Here is a 16,634-nt window from a genome sequence, read left to right as displayed (position 1 = left end):
TGGCGTTATTTGTTTCTATCTATTGCCTATTTTTCTGAGACTCTACGCTGTAACTGGTCGCGTAAATTAGGTGGAGTTCCTTTTATCGTCAGTGTATCGGTAGCGGGATCCCAAAAAATTCTTTCCCCCAACAGTTTCGCATCAAAATTAACCGTTAACCCCCCACCACTTCCTGAATACTTCATTAATTGGCGTAATGTACTGCGATCTGCGGGAAAAGTTTCCGCTAATTCATACCCTTTTTCTTCTGTAAACTGTGCAAAGTTTTGATCACCTAATGGCGGTAACTCTTGTGCAAGTTCAGTTAATGCAATCTCTTCACCCGATTGCAATTGCTCATTACAATAGCTGTAGACTTGTTCACGACAAGTTTGGCGCTCTTGTTTATTCATGTCTGATGCTTCACAAAAGTCATCAACCGCTTGTAATAAGCCTTTATTTTGTACTTTAGTATTTAAACCTTCTTGCGCCCCTAAAAAGTCCATAAAGAAATCTGAAACTTTGCGTCCTACACGCCCTTTTAAGAAGGTTAAATAACGTAAAGAATCGGGTGAAGTCTCCCATTCAGTTAAATCAATACGAGCGATAATATCTGCATGAGGAATATCTAAATAGCGTGTTGAAGATACATCAAGACTGTCATTGACCCACATGCTATTACAGCTATTCAATACAGCGATTAATAAATATTCCACCGCGAGATAACGATAATGACAAAAAAGAACCGTTCCCCCTTCAGCAAAAGGGTATTTCGCTAACTCATCTTTAAGTCTAACCGTCGCTGCACGAGAAAAACCTAAAAATTCTTCTTCACCTTGACGTTGTAAACGTAATGCTTGAGCTAATTCGCTCTCTTCATTAAATAAACCATAGGCTTTACTTTTTGCACTATAAACACGATGTAACTCTTCGACCATCTCTTGAACAACCGGCTCAATGTCTAAGAGTGAATCACGAAGTACCACTTCTAATGTCTGCTCATCACGCTTAATAAGTTGGTGCAAGACTAACTGGTTAATATCTAGACTCATGGGCGCCCTCCTTTATCCCGATTCTTTTTGTGCGCGTATTCAAACATCCCCTACTTTTACTATCAAGGGGTATAACCGCAAAATAATTAATTTAATAGCAGAAAAATAACACGCCTTGCGGTAACATATAGCGTTTTATCCATTTAGTAGGAATTCAGATTTTATGCCACAAAAATCCCGTTATAGTGATGAACAAGTTGAGCAATTACTTGCAGAACTTGTCAGCGTTCTTGAAAAACATCATACTCCTACAGATCTTTCTTTGATGGTGTTGGGGAACATGGTGACAAACTTAATCAATACAAGTATTGCCCCTGCTCAACGAATGCTGATTGCAGACTCTTTTGTTCACGCTTTACGTGCTTCAATTGATGAAGGCAATATTCACTAATAAACACAGAAATATTTATAGACATGGTAACGAGAAATCAGTCCTATCGTGAAAAAGTATCCCAAATGATCAGTTGGGGTCACTGGTTTGCGCTGTTTAATATTATTCTAAGCCTTTTGCTTGGGAGCCGTTACCTGTTTATTGCTGATTGGCCAAGTACCTTTGCAGGTCGTCTTTACGCTATTGTCAGTTGGATGGGCCATTTTAGTTTTATCGTGTTTGCTATTTATATCCTTATTCTTTTTCCGTTGACCTTTGTGGTAGTTTCGCAACGATTACTTAGGGTGATATCCTGCGCCTTAGCTAGCGCAGGATTGACATTACTTATTTTTGATATAGCTGTTTACCAGCAATTTCAACTTCATTTGACCCAGTTGGTTTGGGATTTGGTTATCAATCCAGATGAAGGTGAAATGGCGCGAGAATGGCAACTTATCTTTATTGGCATCCCCATTATCTTTCTTATCGAAATGCTATTTGCTACATGGAGTTGGCAAAAGCTGCGCAGCTTAAACCGCCAGCGATGGGGAAAACCATTAGCCTGTGTATTTATTAGTTGCTTTATTTTATCCCACTCTATGTCTATTTGGGCAGATGCTAATTTTTATCGCCCTATTACTATGCAACGTGCAAACTTACCACTGTCTTACCCAATGACTGCACGTAAATTCCTTGAACGGCATGGTTTTATTAATCAATCTGAGTATGAGCAGCGCTTAATGAGCGAGGGTAATCCTGCGGCACAGAGTATCACCTACCCGCTTACACCTCTTGATTATTCTAAAGATGAAAGCTCATATAACTTACTTATGATTGTGGTTGATGGATTAGGTAATGAAGACGTTGCCAAACTACCGAGCTTGCAACAATTTGCTGATAATAACCTCTCTTTCTCTCAGCACTATTCAGCAGGCATAAATAACGAAACGGCGCTGTTTGGATTATTTTATGGCATTTCACCGTCTTACTTAGATAGTGTGTTAAGTAGCCGCAAAAACTCAGCGCTCTTTGACGCTTTAAATTATCGTCACTATCAATTAGCACTATTTTCAACTAACGGATTTAAATCGCCATTATTTACACAAGCGGTGCTGGCTGATTACTCACTACCTACTTCACGTAGTGAGGATAACGACACAACGATTAATAGTTGGCGTTCATGGTTGTTAAAAAATAAACAAAGCACACCTTGGTTCTCTTTCTTACAAATCAACGGTGATAAGCATACATCAGCTTCTCAAGCACAGTTAAATAGTCAATTAGAGACCATTTTTACTACTTTAAAAGAAAGCAACATACTTGATAATACCGTTGTGGTCGTAACGTCAAATTATCATCAGAACAATGATAAACAAGATAGCCAATGGCTTGTTAACAAAGACACTTTTAACTTAAGCCAATCGCAGGTTCCACTGGTAATACATTGGCCTAATGTTACACCACAAAAACTAGATAAACTAACCAGCCACCAAGATATAATGACAACGCTAATGCAACATGTATTAGGTGTTATTAGCCCTGCAGATAACTATTCTCAAGGCGAAGATCTATTTGCTAATACGCGTAATCACCCTTGGATTTTTACTGGTGATAATGAAACTCTAGTGGTCTTTTTACAAGATAATACGTTAATGATAGATAAACATGGCAGATATGCTTTGTTTGATAAATCAGGCAAAGAGATCCAATCCGCCAAACCTGATTTACGCCTATTATTGCAAGTACTTGCTGAGCAAAAACGATTTATTGAGCGTTAGTATTAAAAAAAGACTATAAGTAAAAAGTTAATAACAACTGACGTCACTATAATGAATAAAAATACAGCAGTTAAGTATCTAAGGGGTTGCTTTAGCAGTAAAAAACAGTAATATACTAAGCACAATCGGCATGTAGCGCAGCCTGGTAGCGCACTGTCATGGGGTGTCAGGGGTCGTAGGTTCAAATCCTATCATGCCGACCATTTTTATTTAAGAAAACCAACCACTTACGGTTGGTTTTTTTATGTCTGGAATTTGCCACTGGTAAAACTCTGGTAAAACTCTGGTAAAACGACGACAGATCATCTCTCAAAATCCCCCTTTCTTTAGCTCATAAAATTGCCCTTTTCTCCTTGCTATTCTATTCATTGCTTATATAAATTACTGTATAAAAACACAGTTAAATAGGTGATACTATGATTAAGCTTGAAATCAATAATACGGAATATATTGCTCAGTTAGAAGAAGCTCGTTTATCTGTAGATAACCCTCGTGGCTATCTGTTTATGGATATTGTCTTTTCTGATCCAAGGTTTGATAAGAATACGTTTGAAATGAAGAATGTTCGTAGGGAACCGATGAGGACGTATATGACGGAGGCTGTGGCGAGGGATTTGTTTGAGAAGTTGGGGAGGTATTTCAATCATAAAAATATGGTACTAACATCAAAAAACATAAAAAACTTATGTAGTTTGAGTAATTTAAAACCATCTTTCTCGCTTGTTACTTAGGAGTTTGTTAGTATCTATTTCTATTAAATTTTCTTTAGTGTTTAGATAAAAAGAGAGATTATAATGGACTTAAAACAATGCGATAAAAAACAATTAAAAGAAGAGTTTAATCGACTTACAGCATTAACAAGTTATAAATCAACAATGGGTGTTTTTGATATATTTACTAGATTACCTGAATTATTAAATAATGATGAAACAGTTTTATGTGTTAATAGCGGAATCGTAAAATCTAATATTTGGTTGATCATACCTACAAATAAACGAATTATTTTTCTGCATAAAAAAAGTGGGATTTTCCATAAAAAAGTTGATTTATCTTCAGTAAACTATGATGCAATTACTTCTATTGACTCATCTTCCGGATTGACAGGAGTAAAATAAAAATAAATACTCCTGGTACTATTTATGAAATTGGTACACTACAAAAAAACTCAGTACAACCACTAGTTGATATTATCCTATCTAAAAAAAATAACTCTTCATCGCAATCTTCAAATAACAGTGGTGATGACTTGCTATCAAAATTAGAAAAATTAGGAAAACTAAAAGAAAGTGGCGTACTGACAGAAGAAGAGTTCCAAGAACAAAAAAGTAAATTACTTAATTTATAATTCTCAATAACGGACACTCTATCGGTGTCCGTATGATAAAAATTTTAAGTAATTCTGTCTTACTCCAAGACATACATATCTGTAGGCCCTGTATAGCCTGGATGATGTATCGTTAGTGTTTTTCCATCACTAGATGCAGTAACGGTTGATCCCCAGAACTGATTACCACCATACCACAAAATGAGAGATTTATAAGGAGGTGGTAACACAGTAAAAGGATATGCCCTATTATCGCTAGCAATAGCAAAAAGCTGTTTACCAATCACATTTGATTCGAATTTAACTATTGTTTTATCTGCATTAACTGTTGAGGTAGGCTTTTTAAACTGTTTTAAATTACCTAGTTTTTCATATCGATTATCAGATTCATTTTTAGTATAACTACTGCCTACTGGGACATAATTCCCTTTAGGCTGATATTTACCGTCAGACTCAGCCTTAGTATACGAAGCACCTACTAGCGCATAATTGCCCGCTAGTTGATAATTTCCCTAACCTTGATAACGCCCGTCACTTTCCTCTTTTGTGTAGCTACTTCCAGCCGTTGCATAGTGTGTCACTCATAAATGCGCTCAGGAACAGAAACACCAAAGTAGTTGTACATTGGTTTCAAGACATTCGGCACAGGAAACGGTACAAACTTAATAAAGTGAGATTTGTGATACTTGCGCCCACCAATCACATAATAGGTTGGTTCGTAGAAATCCATGCTGGCAGGATCTTGAACATTGGCGTCCGTTAAATCAGGTGTTACCCATTGTGGATCAATCTGTTTAATCCCCTTGTACATGCCTTTGGTCACACCATCGATATTAAACGGGTTTTCATACCACTCTTTCGGATTTGATGTCTCCACAACGAATAATGCTAAACGATCACCGTATACATGCCCAAAGTGAACCTGCTCTTTAAGCTGATGTGTAATGCGGTATTTTTATCTCGTTTGCGATGCTTTTTACTGATAGCACGATCATCGTCGTTATCACAATCAATATCGTAACCCTGACGTATCGCATCACGCGCGGGCATATTACAGGCTTTATCCACCAGCCAGTGTTTAGCGATAACCGCACACATATTGTTGCCGATAAACATTTGTGAGGCATACCATGAGGCCTGTGACTCTGGCACACCGTAAACTTGTTCCCCTTTAAATGAGGGCACATAGCTATCAATGCTATCCATCGCAACACCTGCAATTGTGGGCTGGGGTAAATCAATCCCATCAAAGCCTTGTTCTCGCGCCAGCGCAGGATATAAGTCAGTTGTGAATGCTGACCTCTGTGGCGGTGAAATCTGCTCTGCAATTTTTTCTTTTAAACGGCTACATGGCAAATCTTTTATTATAGATAATAAAATACACACCATACACACAAAATATTTGATTGCCTACGTCTTAGTGTGTATAGTGTGTATATCAGTTGACGGAATGGAGGGAGTTTGAAAAGTTCGGAACTGATTAAGTTGTTAGAAAAAAACGGATGGATACTTGATAGAATAAAAGGAAGTCATCATCAATTTACTCACCCTGATTTTTCTTTTGTTGTAACAGTACCGCATCCAAGAAAAGATTTAAAAAAAGGAACATTAAATCAAATTATTAAAAGTGCCAAACTGAAAAATTAATTAAGAATGCGCTCATATAGGGCGCGCTCTTTATGGAGATGAAATTATGTTATATCCAGCCTTTATTGAAATTGATGAAGATGGTAGCGCAAGTGGCTGGTTCCCTGATATTGATGGTTGCATCTTTGCGGGGGACAGTATTGAAGAAGCTCACGCAGATGCGAGGAGCGCTATTGATGCCCATTTTGAATTGTTAAGCGAGAAGGGTTTAGATATCCCCTCTCCAAAATCTCAACAAGAGCATTTAATTAATTCTAGTGGTGATTACAATAATGGAATATGGCTTTTAGTTGATGTTGATATGGATAAATACGACGGACGAGCAGAGCGTATTAATATCACATTGCCACATCGATTATTGAGTCGCATCGATACTATCGTAAAAACAAATCCTGAATATGGGAGTCGTAGCGGATTTATTGCCACAGCAACCCGTAAAGAACTCCAAAAGAATATTTAATAATAGTTATAAGCCTCGCCTGTATAGGCGAGGTAATCTCTATCATCTTTTAGTTGTAAAGAAACTACCTTTTTTCTTCTGATATAAATCGCGTAATGCTTGCGTCATGGCCAGAAAACGGGAATGTGGTAATATCTTCTTTATTATGGCCATTGATTGTATGTTTTTTAATTTTTTATTTTAGAAAGCATCTATTAAAGCTAATAGATACTTTCTTTGATGGCAAGTTAAATATAAAAATTTCAGGATTTGAACTAAATTTGAAAGAAAATTCAATACAACAAGGTCACATTATTCTAGATCTACAATCTAAACTTGTTGAAATGGGAAAGAAAATACACACATTACATCCTAATTCAGAAAAAATTTCACTGCCTAATATTCCAATGAAAAAAAAGGTCTTATGGGTTGATGATAACCCTTCAAATAATAGCTATTTGATTGAAACACTAAAAATAAATCATATAGATGTAGATACTTCACTTTCAACAAGTGATGCCATTGAAAAAATAAAAAGCAATAACTTTGATGTTATAATATCAGATATGGGGAGACCCGAAGACGATCGAGCTAGCATAACTCTTACAAAAAAATAAGAGATCTTAAAATTCAAACTCCAATTTTCATTTTCTGCGGTAATTGGGCCTCTACAAATTTACGTGAAGAAGCTAAAAAAGCAGGTGTTACTGATATAACTTCATCAGGAACGGAGCTTTTAATAATGCTGCCCATTTAATTTCTATCTTTACTCCTCAACTTCATTAGTTATTCAAAACTTAGGTGCCCTAGGCCAATCCCAGTTGCTTGAATTGGTTCACCATCGGCACCAGTTAATTCTATTTTTTCAACATACCTAAATGCTGTGCAACCATTCCAAGTGCTTCATCTTAATTACGAGTAATAACCTTATTAGCAAGGCAAGAGTTTTTTATTGCAGCAGGAAATCCAAAGGCAATACTTATCTTTACGGCCTTTCTTCCGCAATTCGTTAGCCCACAATTACCGGCTAGTTCCCAGTTTCTAATACTTGGTTCTTTATTCTTGTTACTCGAGTTTATTGCAATAATGCTCTACGCTTGGTTAGGCTTACACATGAAAAAGTTGCAAAAAAAACCACATGCTAAAAAAGTGTTCAATCGTATGTGCTCAAGTTTATTAGCTAGTGCAGGGATTGGGCTTTTAGTTTCACAGAAAAGCCATTAAATAACACCACACGCTGAGTAAACAGTCGCCTTTTATAAAGGTAAAGGCGACTTTTCTTTCTTTTATTTAAATGACTGATAAAAACCAATTGACGAATATTCTGATATTGTATTTATAGCTTATATTGATTCAGCATATATTTAAAAATATCAAGCATGACTGGCAATTTAATATAGCCTTCTTTATCAAGAAAATGTCCCGCATCTTCTTCAATAACAATTTGAGTTTGTAATTGACTAGCTAATTTTTTGGATGAATCAGGACTCACAATCCAATCATTGGATGATATTAATGATACCCTTTTATCCGATATTTTAATTAACTTACTATAATTCAGGTTATTATAAATATGAGAGTTCAACTCAGGTAAAGTTTTTTGTTCACTATTAAAACCAGCGACTAAAATATACCCGCCTATTGTTATATCTTCACAAGCCTGTTCAGAAAGAAAACGTAATAAAGTTATACATCCCAGACTATGCCCAACAAGAATAGTATCTTTATCAAGTATTATGTTTTCATCGGCAAGTTTTTGTTGCCACTCATTAGGGTTAGGATGATTAGGCTCAGGCATCATAGGTATACTGACATCATATCCTAATGATCCAAGCTCTTCTTTCAACCATGGAAACCAATTATCCTTGGGAGATGCAGTATAGCCATGAACAATAACAACTCTTTTGCCTTTCACTCATCCTCCTATATAGATACACATTATCAAAATAATAAGTTTAATACCTGTATACCCTAGGTATTGATAAAATTTAGTATGGTAAGTAATAAGTCACCCACGATTTAAAAATAATAAGATAATCACGGACACAACACAAGCAAGTACTGTTTTTATAACCAGTTATTTTGTATTCTTATTAAACATAGCTTCTGCACTACTCTCTTCACTGAGGACAAGGTTTTACGATACACCTGATAAAACACCGCATGAAATAGTTTGGTCTGCAAGATAAGCGTCGGCCAAGGTTCGGGGTTCCCCCTGTTCACTATCTTTTACTTTGATATATTGTAAATAGATGGCTCAACCAAAATAAAACTATCATCTGGCTCACACTTTACAGACTTACGCATTTACAAATCTAAAAAATCGATGAAAATGTCCTAGTGTAAACAACTTTTAATTCCTATCTGAGGCTTTGATGCTGGAAAATGTAATCATCTAATAACCACTATTTCGACCTTTTAGGGCGAATAGCTGGTTTCAATGCGCTGTATTCTCATGCAAGCACCACAATATGTTTGCTTATATTGCATATGATGATTAAACAGGTTTTCTAGTATGGATCCATCACATCAAAAATACTATTCTTTACTTATTTCTACCCAATTTACGTTTATTGGTGCTATAGCTAGTTGTATCACTCTTATTAAAGATTATTGCCAAAATCTAGATGTCCTAACGTATAAGCTTACCTTTCTAAAAAAATTAAAAAGCAAATTAAATCAGTTAGATAGTAATATTATATCAATAATATTACTAGGTTTAATAATGTCCACACTCTCTTTTATAACAATTAAAGGAAATTAAAATGGATATTCCTCGTATTTTCACTATTAGCGAAAGTGAGCATCGTATTCATAACCCTTTCACACCAGAGAAATATGCCACCTTAGGTCGAGTATTACGAATGAAAGAAAACTGGCAAATTCTTGATCTCGGAAGTGGCTCTGGTGAAATGCTATGTACTTGGGCTCACGATTACAATATTACAGGTATTGGCATCGATATAAGCCCGTTGTTTACTCTACAAGCAAAATCTAGAGCAGAAGAGTTAGGCGTCAGCCATCGAGTACATTTTATCCATCATGATGCCTCAGATTATATTAGTGATAAAAAATGTGATATAGCAGCATGCATAGGAGCAACTTGGATTGCTGGTGGTGTAATTGAAACTATCGAGCTACTAGCAAAAAGTATTAAAACAGGTGGGCTTATTCTTATCGGAGAACCATATTGGCGACAAATTCCAACAACACAAGAGATAGCACAAGCTTGTGGTGCTTCATCCATATCAGATTTTTTAACTTTATCTGAGCTTGTTATTTCTTTCGACAATCAAGGATACGATCTAGTCGAAATGGTACTGGCAGATCAAGAGGGTTGGGATAGATATGAAGCTGCTAAATGGATGACTATGCGCCGTTGGCTTGACAAAAATAGTGCCGATGATTTTGCTCAAGAAATTCGAACGGAATTGACCATAGCCCCTAAACGTCATGTTAGTTTTACACGAGAATACTTAGGCTGGGGGGTATTTGCATTAATTGCTCGATAAAATAACACTAAAGGTATAGTCTAAACGGACTATACCTTTTAAATTATTATATTTATATAATATCCACAGATAAATATATAAATTCATCCAAGATGGATAACCTTATATAAGACTACCCATCTTATAAATACTTCGAAAATATATTATTTAATATAATGATTTTTATTATTAAAAATTCATTAGCTTTTTAAAATAATAACCTTTTTTAGTTTTAGGAAATTTTCTGCCGTAGTATATTTTTCTTTCGTGTTCACGGCCTGCGTATTGATCATTCCCATAAAATTGTCCATATAAAGCAGTTTTAGGACATATATCGTTAGAAAAAAACTTATCACTATTATCCATTATTATTTTCCTCAATTATTTTAGAGTAAATGGGTTCCTCTTAGATTTATTAAAAATAAATTTTTTATTTCTTTGCTATTTTTTAATAGCTGCTAACTACCATACTACTTATATAAAAAATTTCAAATGAAGTATGGTTAAAATATAAATTATACAAAATATAATACTTCTATATTTACGGAGTAATTTTTAATATTAATTATTGAGATTTATAGCACTAAATAGAATATTTGCAGAAGGTAGTTCTGATAAAAAATTTATCTCAAGTACTTTATCCTTATTTTTTAGTCTATTGACGGGAAAAAACAAGAAAAATTGCAATAAAAACGCTCCATACAGATCACATTTAATAAGTGAGGGTATTAATAGCTATCAAATGATATTAATTATCATTTGCATTTAGTCAATATCCCTACTATTGTTATCTCTTCTACTACTAAGGAGAAATATCATGGTTAAACCAACAATGTCATTACGCTCTCAACATGTTAAGAATTTAGCAAAAAAGATAAAAAAAATGCGTGCCATAGAAAAGGCGATTAATTGTAATAAAGAAGCAGATCTACTTGTTATTATTAATAAAAACCCAACACTTGTTTTTATAAAATAGCTAAGCACTTGGTTTTTTATATCAAAAAATAGTAGTCACAATTTCAGTGGGGTTGACAACCCAAATGATAATGATTATCTTTTAACTCGTGAATAGTTGAGTGCGTTACTCGGTCTTTCACAACGACATTGCTCACATTGCTTCTAGTATTTATTGACCAACTCTCCTAGCGTTGGTCTTTTTTTTATTTTTGCCTTTCAATAAACACAAAACCTTCCCTGTTAGTAGGAAGGTTTTATAGTTTTGAAGCAGATATAACATGACATTAAAATGAGGCTATGTTTTACCTTAATCAAAAACATTATTAATAACAGAGGCAATAATTGATGTGGTTATTGCGATTAACACCAAATCATTACCCACTATCTGCCATTCATATCCATCGTAATGCGGTAACTGACTTAGCATAATGCTGGGTACGGCTTTTTTCGCAATACCTGGAGGTAATGGCTTACCTCTTGTTAAATTCTTTGCTATTCCCGGAGGAAGGCCTTTATATCCAGTTAGATTGTTCTTTATTGCTAATGCTCTTGCATCATCATAAGTGATTGAGACAGAGAGCCCTCCTCGACTATCAATACGCAGTTGTGAAGAAAATCCATCTTGTTGGTTTACGTTCTGATGTCCTTTATTAAAACCGTTGTTACCTCTTTGATTTTGATGACTATGAGGATTACCGTTACCGTTTCCATTACCTTTACCCTTTCCGGGATCGGCGAAGGAATTCAAAGAAACCATAAAGGTCAAAGTAGCTATTAAGCCATGCTTTAATAAAGTGGGTGTTTTCATGTGAGTTATTCCTTAAAAGGACGCCTTACAACGTTATAATTCCACACATAAAAATACAACTGCCAATATTCTGATTAACTTTAGAAAGGCGAAATAAATGAGGCTATAAAAAATTAGCTTTAAATACAGCCTCTTATTATTTAATGCTATTTTTTATACGCTTCAAAAGTCATAATTTCTGTCGTATTACTGGGGGTTTGCAGATACTGGTAATCGGCTGATATTGTGATCTGTTTAAAACCAATCAAGCGTAGTATTTGTTCAAATTCAGACACACCAAACCATTTTAAGCTGAAAACTTCCCATTCACTTTCAATGATCTTGCCATCTCGCCATTTATCATAACGATGGTGTGAAGTAGTTAACTGATTTATATAATCAATTTCAGCATTAATTATCTGTAAGGTAATTAGATCGCCTTCTGGTGTATTAAATTGGCGACTAGTACATTCACCTTTAACAAAATGATGGGCAAGACTAATATCAACCAATAAGCGCCCACCAAACTCAAGCGCTTGATAACACTGTTTTAAGGCTTGGATCGCCTGCTGTTGCGTATTTAATAAGAGGAATGTCCCTGTAGGAATAATAATAGCCTCGACAGGGGTATTAACTTCAAAAGTGACTAAATTATTTTGAGTTACGTAGTTGGTTGTAAATCCATGCTCGATTAGATTTTTCTTACAAAATTCAAGCATCTCTTCGGAAAGATCAAATCCCTCAATATTAAAACCTGATTGCAATAAAGGAATAAGGATACGTCCTGTTCCTACTGCCGGCTCTAAAATTTTACCTTTAACATCTTTTAATCGCTGTTGATAGTATTCAACATCGCCGAAACTGCATCCTATCGGTTTATCCAATTGATAAACTTGAGCCGATAGAGAGTGATAACTCTGCATAATATCCCTTAGTCTGTACCAATTTTTATGTATCTTATTAAAAAGAAAAAATTATACAAGGCACCAAGGCATCTAGAGTAGGCCTTTACATTACCCTCACACTACTTATCCCCTTATAAAATTTAAGGTTGACAATCTAGTTGAGAATGATTATCTTTTAACTCGTGAATAGTTGAGTGTTTTACTAAACTATTTGCAACGACATTGCTCACATTGCTTCCAGTATTTACTGTGACCAACACTTAATGTGTTGGTCTTTTTTTATTAATAAAAACTGGCTTCACCTTTGGGTCTGGTCTTAAAGCGTCTATGAGCCCATAAGTATTGCTCTGGCGCTCGCATAATCTCAATTTCAATCAGATGATTCATTCTATCTGTATCATTTTGAATATTTTCTGTTGGATAATTATGAAGCTCTTTACCTATAATTAAGCTATATTTTTTATTATCATGACCATGATTACGTACCAATGTTACCGTTAAAGAAGGAGCTCCTGATAACTTTGCTAATATAACAGCGCCTTTTGAAGTAGACGTTTCCTTCACCGAAAAAAATGGTGAAAAGGTGGTTCCTTTTAAGCCAAAATCTTGATCTGGTGCAAACCAAATGGCTTTCCCTTTTTTTAATTCAGTGACCATAAACTTTAAATTACGTCTATCAATCATACCTTTATTAGAACGGCATCTTGCCCTAGTTTGAATAAACTCCATCGCTTTATTATTATGAGGCCGATACATTGCGTTTACAGGGAAGCACAACCCCATAATACGCCCTCCTAGCTCCAACGACATGGAGTGAATACCAATCAACAAAATACCGGTATGCTTTCGATTAGCCTCAGTAAAATTTGTTATTCCATCGACTTGATAGATATTTTTCAGTCTGTTATCGCTCCAAAACCATGCCATGCCAGTTTCGAATAAAGCGATACCTAATGCTGATAAATTTTCCATAACTAGCTTATCGATATCTTTTTTACTCTTATTCGGAAAACATAACTCTAAATTTTTCTTTATTATCGAAACTCTTCTTTTGATAAAAAAACGCGATAGTAATCCTAAATGTTTTCCTAAGAATAAAAGCCACGTGTAAGGTAATTGTACTAATAAAAAAAGAATAAATACGCCTAGCCAAGTAAGAAAATATTTAGGGTGTAACAGATGTAGTGAAAAAGAATTTTTAGCGTACACAAGATTTGTCCTTTCGTCACTTAAAAGACTTCTTTTAAGCTTAAGTTAATTTAGACAACAGTTATTTAAGATAAGTTACTTAGTGAATACCACTTAATAAAATTTACCATTTATCTTATATAAGTTTATTTTAAACGGCTTTTTCCTATTCTTTTCTTAAAAAAAAACTACCAGTCATAGCTTTATTTTCTGATTGCTTTTATTCTAATCTTTTTGGAAAAATATGTAATAGCAAAGTAAGTAAAATTATTTTTATTTTCTTTTTTTATGTATGGTGAATATTTACCAAACTTTAATAATATCAGTTAGAATAAAATTTATTTTTATTAGCAAATAATAGATATAAAAAAACCTCACATCAGTGAGGTTTTTAAGTTATTTCGTCTAGTAAGATACACTTATATAAGTGTCTTTAAGTCTTAGACGCAATAATCCATAATTATTACAGACCGATAACATTAGCAGCTGCTGGACCTTTTGCACCATTTTCAATAGAGAATGATACTTCTTGGCCTTCTTTCAGTGATTTAAAGCTATCGCTTTGAATTGCTGAAAAGTGAACAAATACATCTTTGCTACCATCTTTAGGTGTGATAAAGCCAAAGCCTTTATCGTCGTTAAACCATTTAACTGTACCAGTCATTGTATTAGACATAGAATTTCCTTTAATAAATTTAGTTATGCCATAAGGCTAATTGCGGTTTGATTTCGGATTTTTACTTATGGGTACTATTTGAAGGAATTCGCAACGAAGAGGTATCAAGGATAGCGCTAAACGGTGAACTACTAAAAACTGGACTAACATAAATAGGTCTGTACTTCCAAACCAATGACGCTATTAAGTCATAGAATTTATTTTATAGCAAACTATTTTCACTTTTATTTTTTATAGAAGTGTAAATTTATTTTTTATTTGATTTATTTACCATGAAATTGTTAACCTTTACAAATAGATAGCTATTTATTGGGAATAAGCCTACTCAAAGTAGATACTGATAATTTTACAAAACAATCAATATCTACTGATATATTTATACCATCTACTGTTTTTATTGCTTATTTGCTCAGATTAACTAATAAGATTAGTTAAAATCTGTGATGTTTTAGTCCACAACAAAGAGCCACCTTCATTATCATAGACATAACGTTGTGCATGGGGAAAACGTTGAGACAATAACTTGCCAAAATCAGGCGAGTGAACAGTACTCGTATCCTTTAGTCCATACCATAATGTTGTAGGTGTGCTAATCATTTCTGGAGTAAATCCCCAAGGTTGCATCGTGATTAATAAATCTTGAGCATAGCCCTTATTTCCATATTTAAATGCTTCTTTCATACAAGCTTGATAAACAGGAAAAAATTTATTTTCTTGATAAAGAGCCAAATCAACATCAGCACTATAATTCAAAATAAAATCCATTAACCAGTCAGCGGTGATATTTTCAATGATCCAGGTCTTTAATCCATCAGGATCGAATAATGCCTGTTGTTGCATATTAACCACATCACTGGACAACAGTTTTTTTATTTCAGGATAATCTAGTTGATCTTGACCAGCAACAATTGCCAGCTTATCCACTTTACCATAGTAACAAATGGCCATTGCAAAAACAGCACCTTGAGAGGATCCTATCACACTGATATTCTTAATATTAAGATATGCTAATAAGAATAATACATCGCTAGAAAACGATTTTAATGTCTTTTTAGGATCAAAAGTTGATTCACCTAAACCAGGACGAGTCGGTGTAATAAGTCGAATATTTAACTTAGTTAACAGATCAGCATCCATACTTAATAGCCCACTCATCCCTGCACCTGTGCAGAATAATACCGGTTGACCATCTGATGGGCCAGATTCATACCAAGTTAACGTTCGATTATCTGGTAATAACAATGCATGTTTTTCGGCACTTGTAACTTTCATTAGACTGTATCCAAAATTAATTTATAGATAGAATACCCGTCATTAAAAAATGATAGATATAATAATTATTTTTCAGTTTCTTATTAAAACTGATATTAAAATTAATATTGAAACTAGCTAAGGATAAGATTTCATTTTAACTCTCAGTATGCATTGATTTATACAGTTATATTTTATCTGAGATAAAATAATCGATATTTAGATATCCTAACAAACTGCCGATAAAAAATATATAATGACTTAAAAATAAAGGCGAGTCTAGCTCGCCTTTATCTCAATAAATAATCATTAAATTATTTTACTATTTTACAAGTACGCCCTGTATCTTCAGCAATAAGATCATTAACTATTTCATCTTCTGACATCGTCGCTAAATTGAACTCTTCACTACCTTTACCCCACAGTTGGAAACTTTCTCCAACATAACGCGCACCACTTGCAGCGACGGCAGATTTTAACACGATTAATTCATCATTATAATCCATTACGGCCAAATCATCATTAGGGAAAGAAACTCTGATTTTTTGCCCTTCACAGTCGTAAGTTTCTGTTTTAGCAGCTAATGCAGGTGTTGCAATAATTGAAGTTAATAAAGCAATTGCAGAGATAGAAAGTAATTTACGCATTTACATCTCCTAAAATAATTAAAGTAACTATGGTTAGTCCAATTAGGTTAGATAGCTTTTTTAAAATAAAAAATAAGATATCTCCGTATTTAATTATAGGGGGAATATAAAGAAATAAGCGATTTTCTAAGCAATTATTTCCC

The 16,634-nt window shown here is 34.4% G+C and carries 19 protein-coding genes, 1 tRNA gene and 2 pseudogenes; 12 read left to right on the top strand and 10 right to left on the bottom strand.

All coding sequences use genetic code 11. The features are described from left to right. Positions 1-26: 26 nt before the first annotated feature. Positions 27-1,031, bottom strand: a complete 1,005-nt coding sequence (gene yejK / locus PMI_RS04050) for a nucleoid-associated protein YejK (protein WP_004247043.1) — start codon at positions 1,029-1,031, stop codon at positions 27-29. Positions 1,032-1,194: 163 nt separating this feature from the next. Between yejK and PMI_RS04045 the strand changes: the two genes are divergently transcribed. The 6 genes from PMI_RS04045 (at position 1,195) to PMI_RS19760 (ending at position 4,524) form a co-directional block, all read left to right on the top strand. Then, the gene (locus PMI_RS04045) at positions 1,195-1,422 is read left to right on the top strand and encodes a YejL family protein (RefSeq protein WP_004247042.1); all 228 of its coding nucleotides are present in this window, start codon (positions 1,195-1,197) and stop codon (positions 1,420-1,422) included. A 23-nt stretch (positions 1,423-1,445) separates the two neighbouring features. After that, entirely contained in the window at positions 1,446-3,179 is a 1,734-nt protein-coding gene (gene yejM, locus PMI_RS04040) for an LPS biosynthesis-modulating metalloenzyme YejM (protein ID WP_012367752.1), read from the top strand. Between the two features lie 126 nt (positions 3,180-3,305). Next, positions 3,306-3,382, top strand: a tRNA-Pro gene (locus tag PMI_RS04035). Positions 3,383-3,595: 213 nt separating this feature from the next. Further along, on the top strand, positions 3,596-3,910 hold the full coding sequence (locus tag PMI_RS04030) for a hypothetical protein (protein ID WP_012367751.1): 315 nt from the start codon (positions 3,596-3,598) through the stop codon (positions 3,908-3,910). A gap of 63 nt (positions 3,911-3,973) precedes the next feature. After that, a complete protein-coding gene (locus PMI_RS19555; RefSeq protein WP_223307228.1) occupies positions 3,974-4,294 on the top strand; it encodes a PH domain-containing protein in 321 nt (106 codons plus the stop codon). A 131-nt stretch (positions 4,295-4,425) separates the two neighbouring features. Further along, positions 4,426-4,524, top strand: a complete 99-nt coding sequence (locus tag PMI_RS19760) for an SHOCT domain-containing protein (protein WP_223307227.1) — start codon at positions 4,426-4,428, stop codon at positions 4,522-4,524. Between the two features lie 559 nt (positions 4,525-5,083). Here the strand turns inward: PMI_RS19760 and PMI_RS19815 are convergent. Continuing rightward, positions 5,084-5,892, bottom strand: a pseudogene (locus PMI_RS19815) (anti-CBASS protein Acb1 family protein); the annotation flags it as partial. Between the two features lie 72 nt (positions 5,893-5,964). Between PMI_RS19815 and PMI_RS04015 the strand changes: the two are divergent. From PMI_RS04015 to PMI_RS04000, 4 genes are all read left to right on the top strand, one after another. Further along, complete coding sequence (locus PMI_RS04015; protein WP_004247035.1) at positions 5,965-6,150, top strand: type II toxin-antitoxin system HicA family toxin; 186 nt, start codon at positions 5,965-5,967, stop codon at positions 6,148-6,150. A 46-nt stretch (positions 6,151-6,196) separates the two neighbouring features. Then, positions 6,197-6,610 (top strand): type II toxin-antitoxin system HicB family antitoxin, encoded by a 414-nt coding sequence (locus tag PMI_RS04010; RefSeq protein WP_004247034.1) that lies wholly within the window; start codon positions 6,197-6,199, stop codon positions 6,608-6,610. 95 nt (positions 6,611-6,705) lie between these two features. Next, on the top strand, positions 6,706-7,206 hold the full coding sequence (locus PMI_RS04005) for a response regulator (protein ID WP_041707083.1): 501 nt from the start codon (positions 6,706-6,708) through the stop codon (positions 7,204-7,206). A gap of 304 nt (positions 7,207-7,510) precedes the next feature. Then, positions 7,511-7,813 carry a LysE family translocator gene (locus PMI_RS04000; protein ID WP_223293454.1) on the top strand — a complete coding sequence of 101 codons (303 nt, stop codon included), beginning with the start codon at positions 7,511-7,513 and terminating at the stop codon, positions 7,811-7,813. 112 nt (positions 7,814-7,925) lie between these two features. On the opposite strand, the gene PMI_RS03995 is transcribed toward PMI_RS04000, so the two are convergent. Further along, positions 7,926-8,504 (bottom strand): RBBP9/YdeN family alpha/beta hydrolase, encoded by a 579-nt coding sequence (locus PMI_RS03995; RefSeq protein WP_012367750.1) that lies wholly within the window; start codon positions 8,502-8,504, stop codon positions 7,926-7,928. 850 nt (positions 8,505-9,354) lie between these two features. On the opposite strand from PMI_RS03995, the pseudogene PMI_RS03985 reads away from it, so the two are divergent. Next, a pseudogene (locus PMI_RS03985) lies at positions 9,355-10,101 on the top strand (SAM-dependent methyltransferase); the annotation flags it as partial. A gap of 168 nt (positions 10,102-10,269) precedes the next feature. On the opposite strand, the gene PMI_RS19420 reads toward PMI_RS03985, so the two are convergent. After that, positions 10,270-10,446 carry a hypothetical protein gene (locus PMI_RS19420; protein WP_004247793.1) on the bottom strand — a complete coding sequence of 59 codons (177 nt, stop codon included), beginning with the start codon at positions 10,444-10,446 and terminating at the stop codon, positions 10,270-10,272. A 451-nt stretch (positions 10,447-10,897) separates the two neighbouring features. On the opposite strand from PMI_RS19420, the gene PMI_RS19415 reads away from it, so the two are divergent. Beyond that, positions 10,898-11,056, top strand: coding sequence for a hypothetical protein (locus PMI_RS19415; protein WP_004247025.1), 159 nt, complete (start codon positions 10,898-10,900; stop codon positions 11,054-11,056). Positions 11,057-11,344: 288 nt separating this feature from the next. Here the strand turns inward: PMI_RS19415 and PMI_RS03980 are convergent, their stop codons facing one another. The 6 genes from PMI_RS03980 to PMI_RS03955 form a co-directional block, all read right to left on the bottom strand. Further along, positions 11,345-11,845, bottom strand: a complete 501-nt coding sequence (locus tag PMI_RS03980; protein WP_012367748.1) for an anti-virulence regulator CigR family protein — start codon at positions 11,843-11,845, stop codon at positions 11,345-11,347. A 146-nt stretch (positions 11,846-11,991) separates the two neighbouring features. After that, positions 11,992-12,747: a class I SAM-dependent methyltransferase gene (locus PMI_RS03975; RefSeq protein WP_004247023.1), complete on the bottom strand. Its 756-nt coding sequence runs from the start codon at positions 12,745-12,747 to the stop codon at positions 11,992-11,994. A gap of 264 nt (positions 12,748-13,011) precedes the next feature. Continuing rightward, entirely contained in the window at positions 13,012-13,938 is a 927-nt protein-coding gene (gene lpxL / locus PMI_RS03970; RefSeq protein WP_004247022.1) for an LpxL/LpxP family Kdo(2)-lipid IV(A) lauroyl/palmitoleoyl acyltransferase, read from the bottom strand. A gap of 442 nt (positions 13,939-14,380) precedes the next feature. Then, the gene (gene cspE, locus PMI_RS03965) at positions 14,381-14,593 is read right to left on the bottom strand and encodes a transcription antiterminator/RNA stability regulator CspE (protein ID WP_004247021.1); all 213 of its coding nucleotides are present in this window, start codon (positions 14,591-14,593) and stop codon (positions 14,381-14,383) included. 414 nt (positions 14,594-15,007) lie between these two features. Beyond that, positions 15,008-15,865 (bottom strand): alpha/beta fold hydrolase, encoded by an 858-nt coding sequence (locus PMI_RS03960; protein ID WP_004247020.1) that lies wholly within the window; start codon positions 15,863-15,865, stop codon positions 15,008-15,010. Positions 15,866-16,158: 293 nt separating this feature from the next. Further along, a complete protein-coding gene (locus PMI_RS03955; RefSeq protein WP_012367747.1) occupies positions 16,159-16,491 on the bottom strand; it encodes an MliC family protein in 333 nt (110 codons plus the stop codon). Positions 16,492-16,634 lie beyond the last annotated feature (143 nt).

The organism is Proteus mirabilis HI4320 (assembly GCF_000069965.1).
Classification (GTDB): Bacteria; Pseudomonadota; Gammaproteobacteria; order Enterobacterales; family Enterobacteriaceae; genus Proteus; species Proteus mirabilis.
The sequence above is the reverse complement of the archived record's forward strand: the minus strand, read 5'-3'. Positions and strand labels throughout refer to the sequence as shown.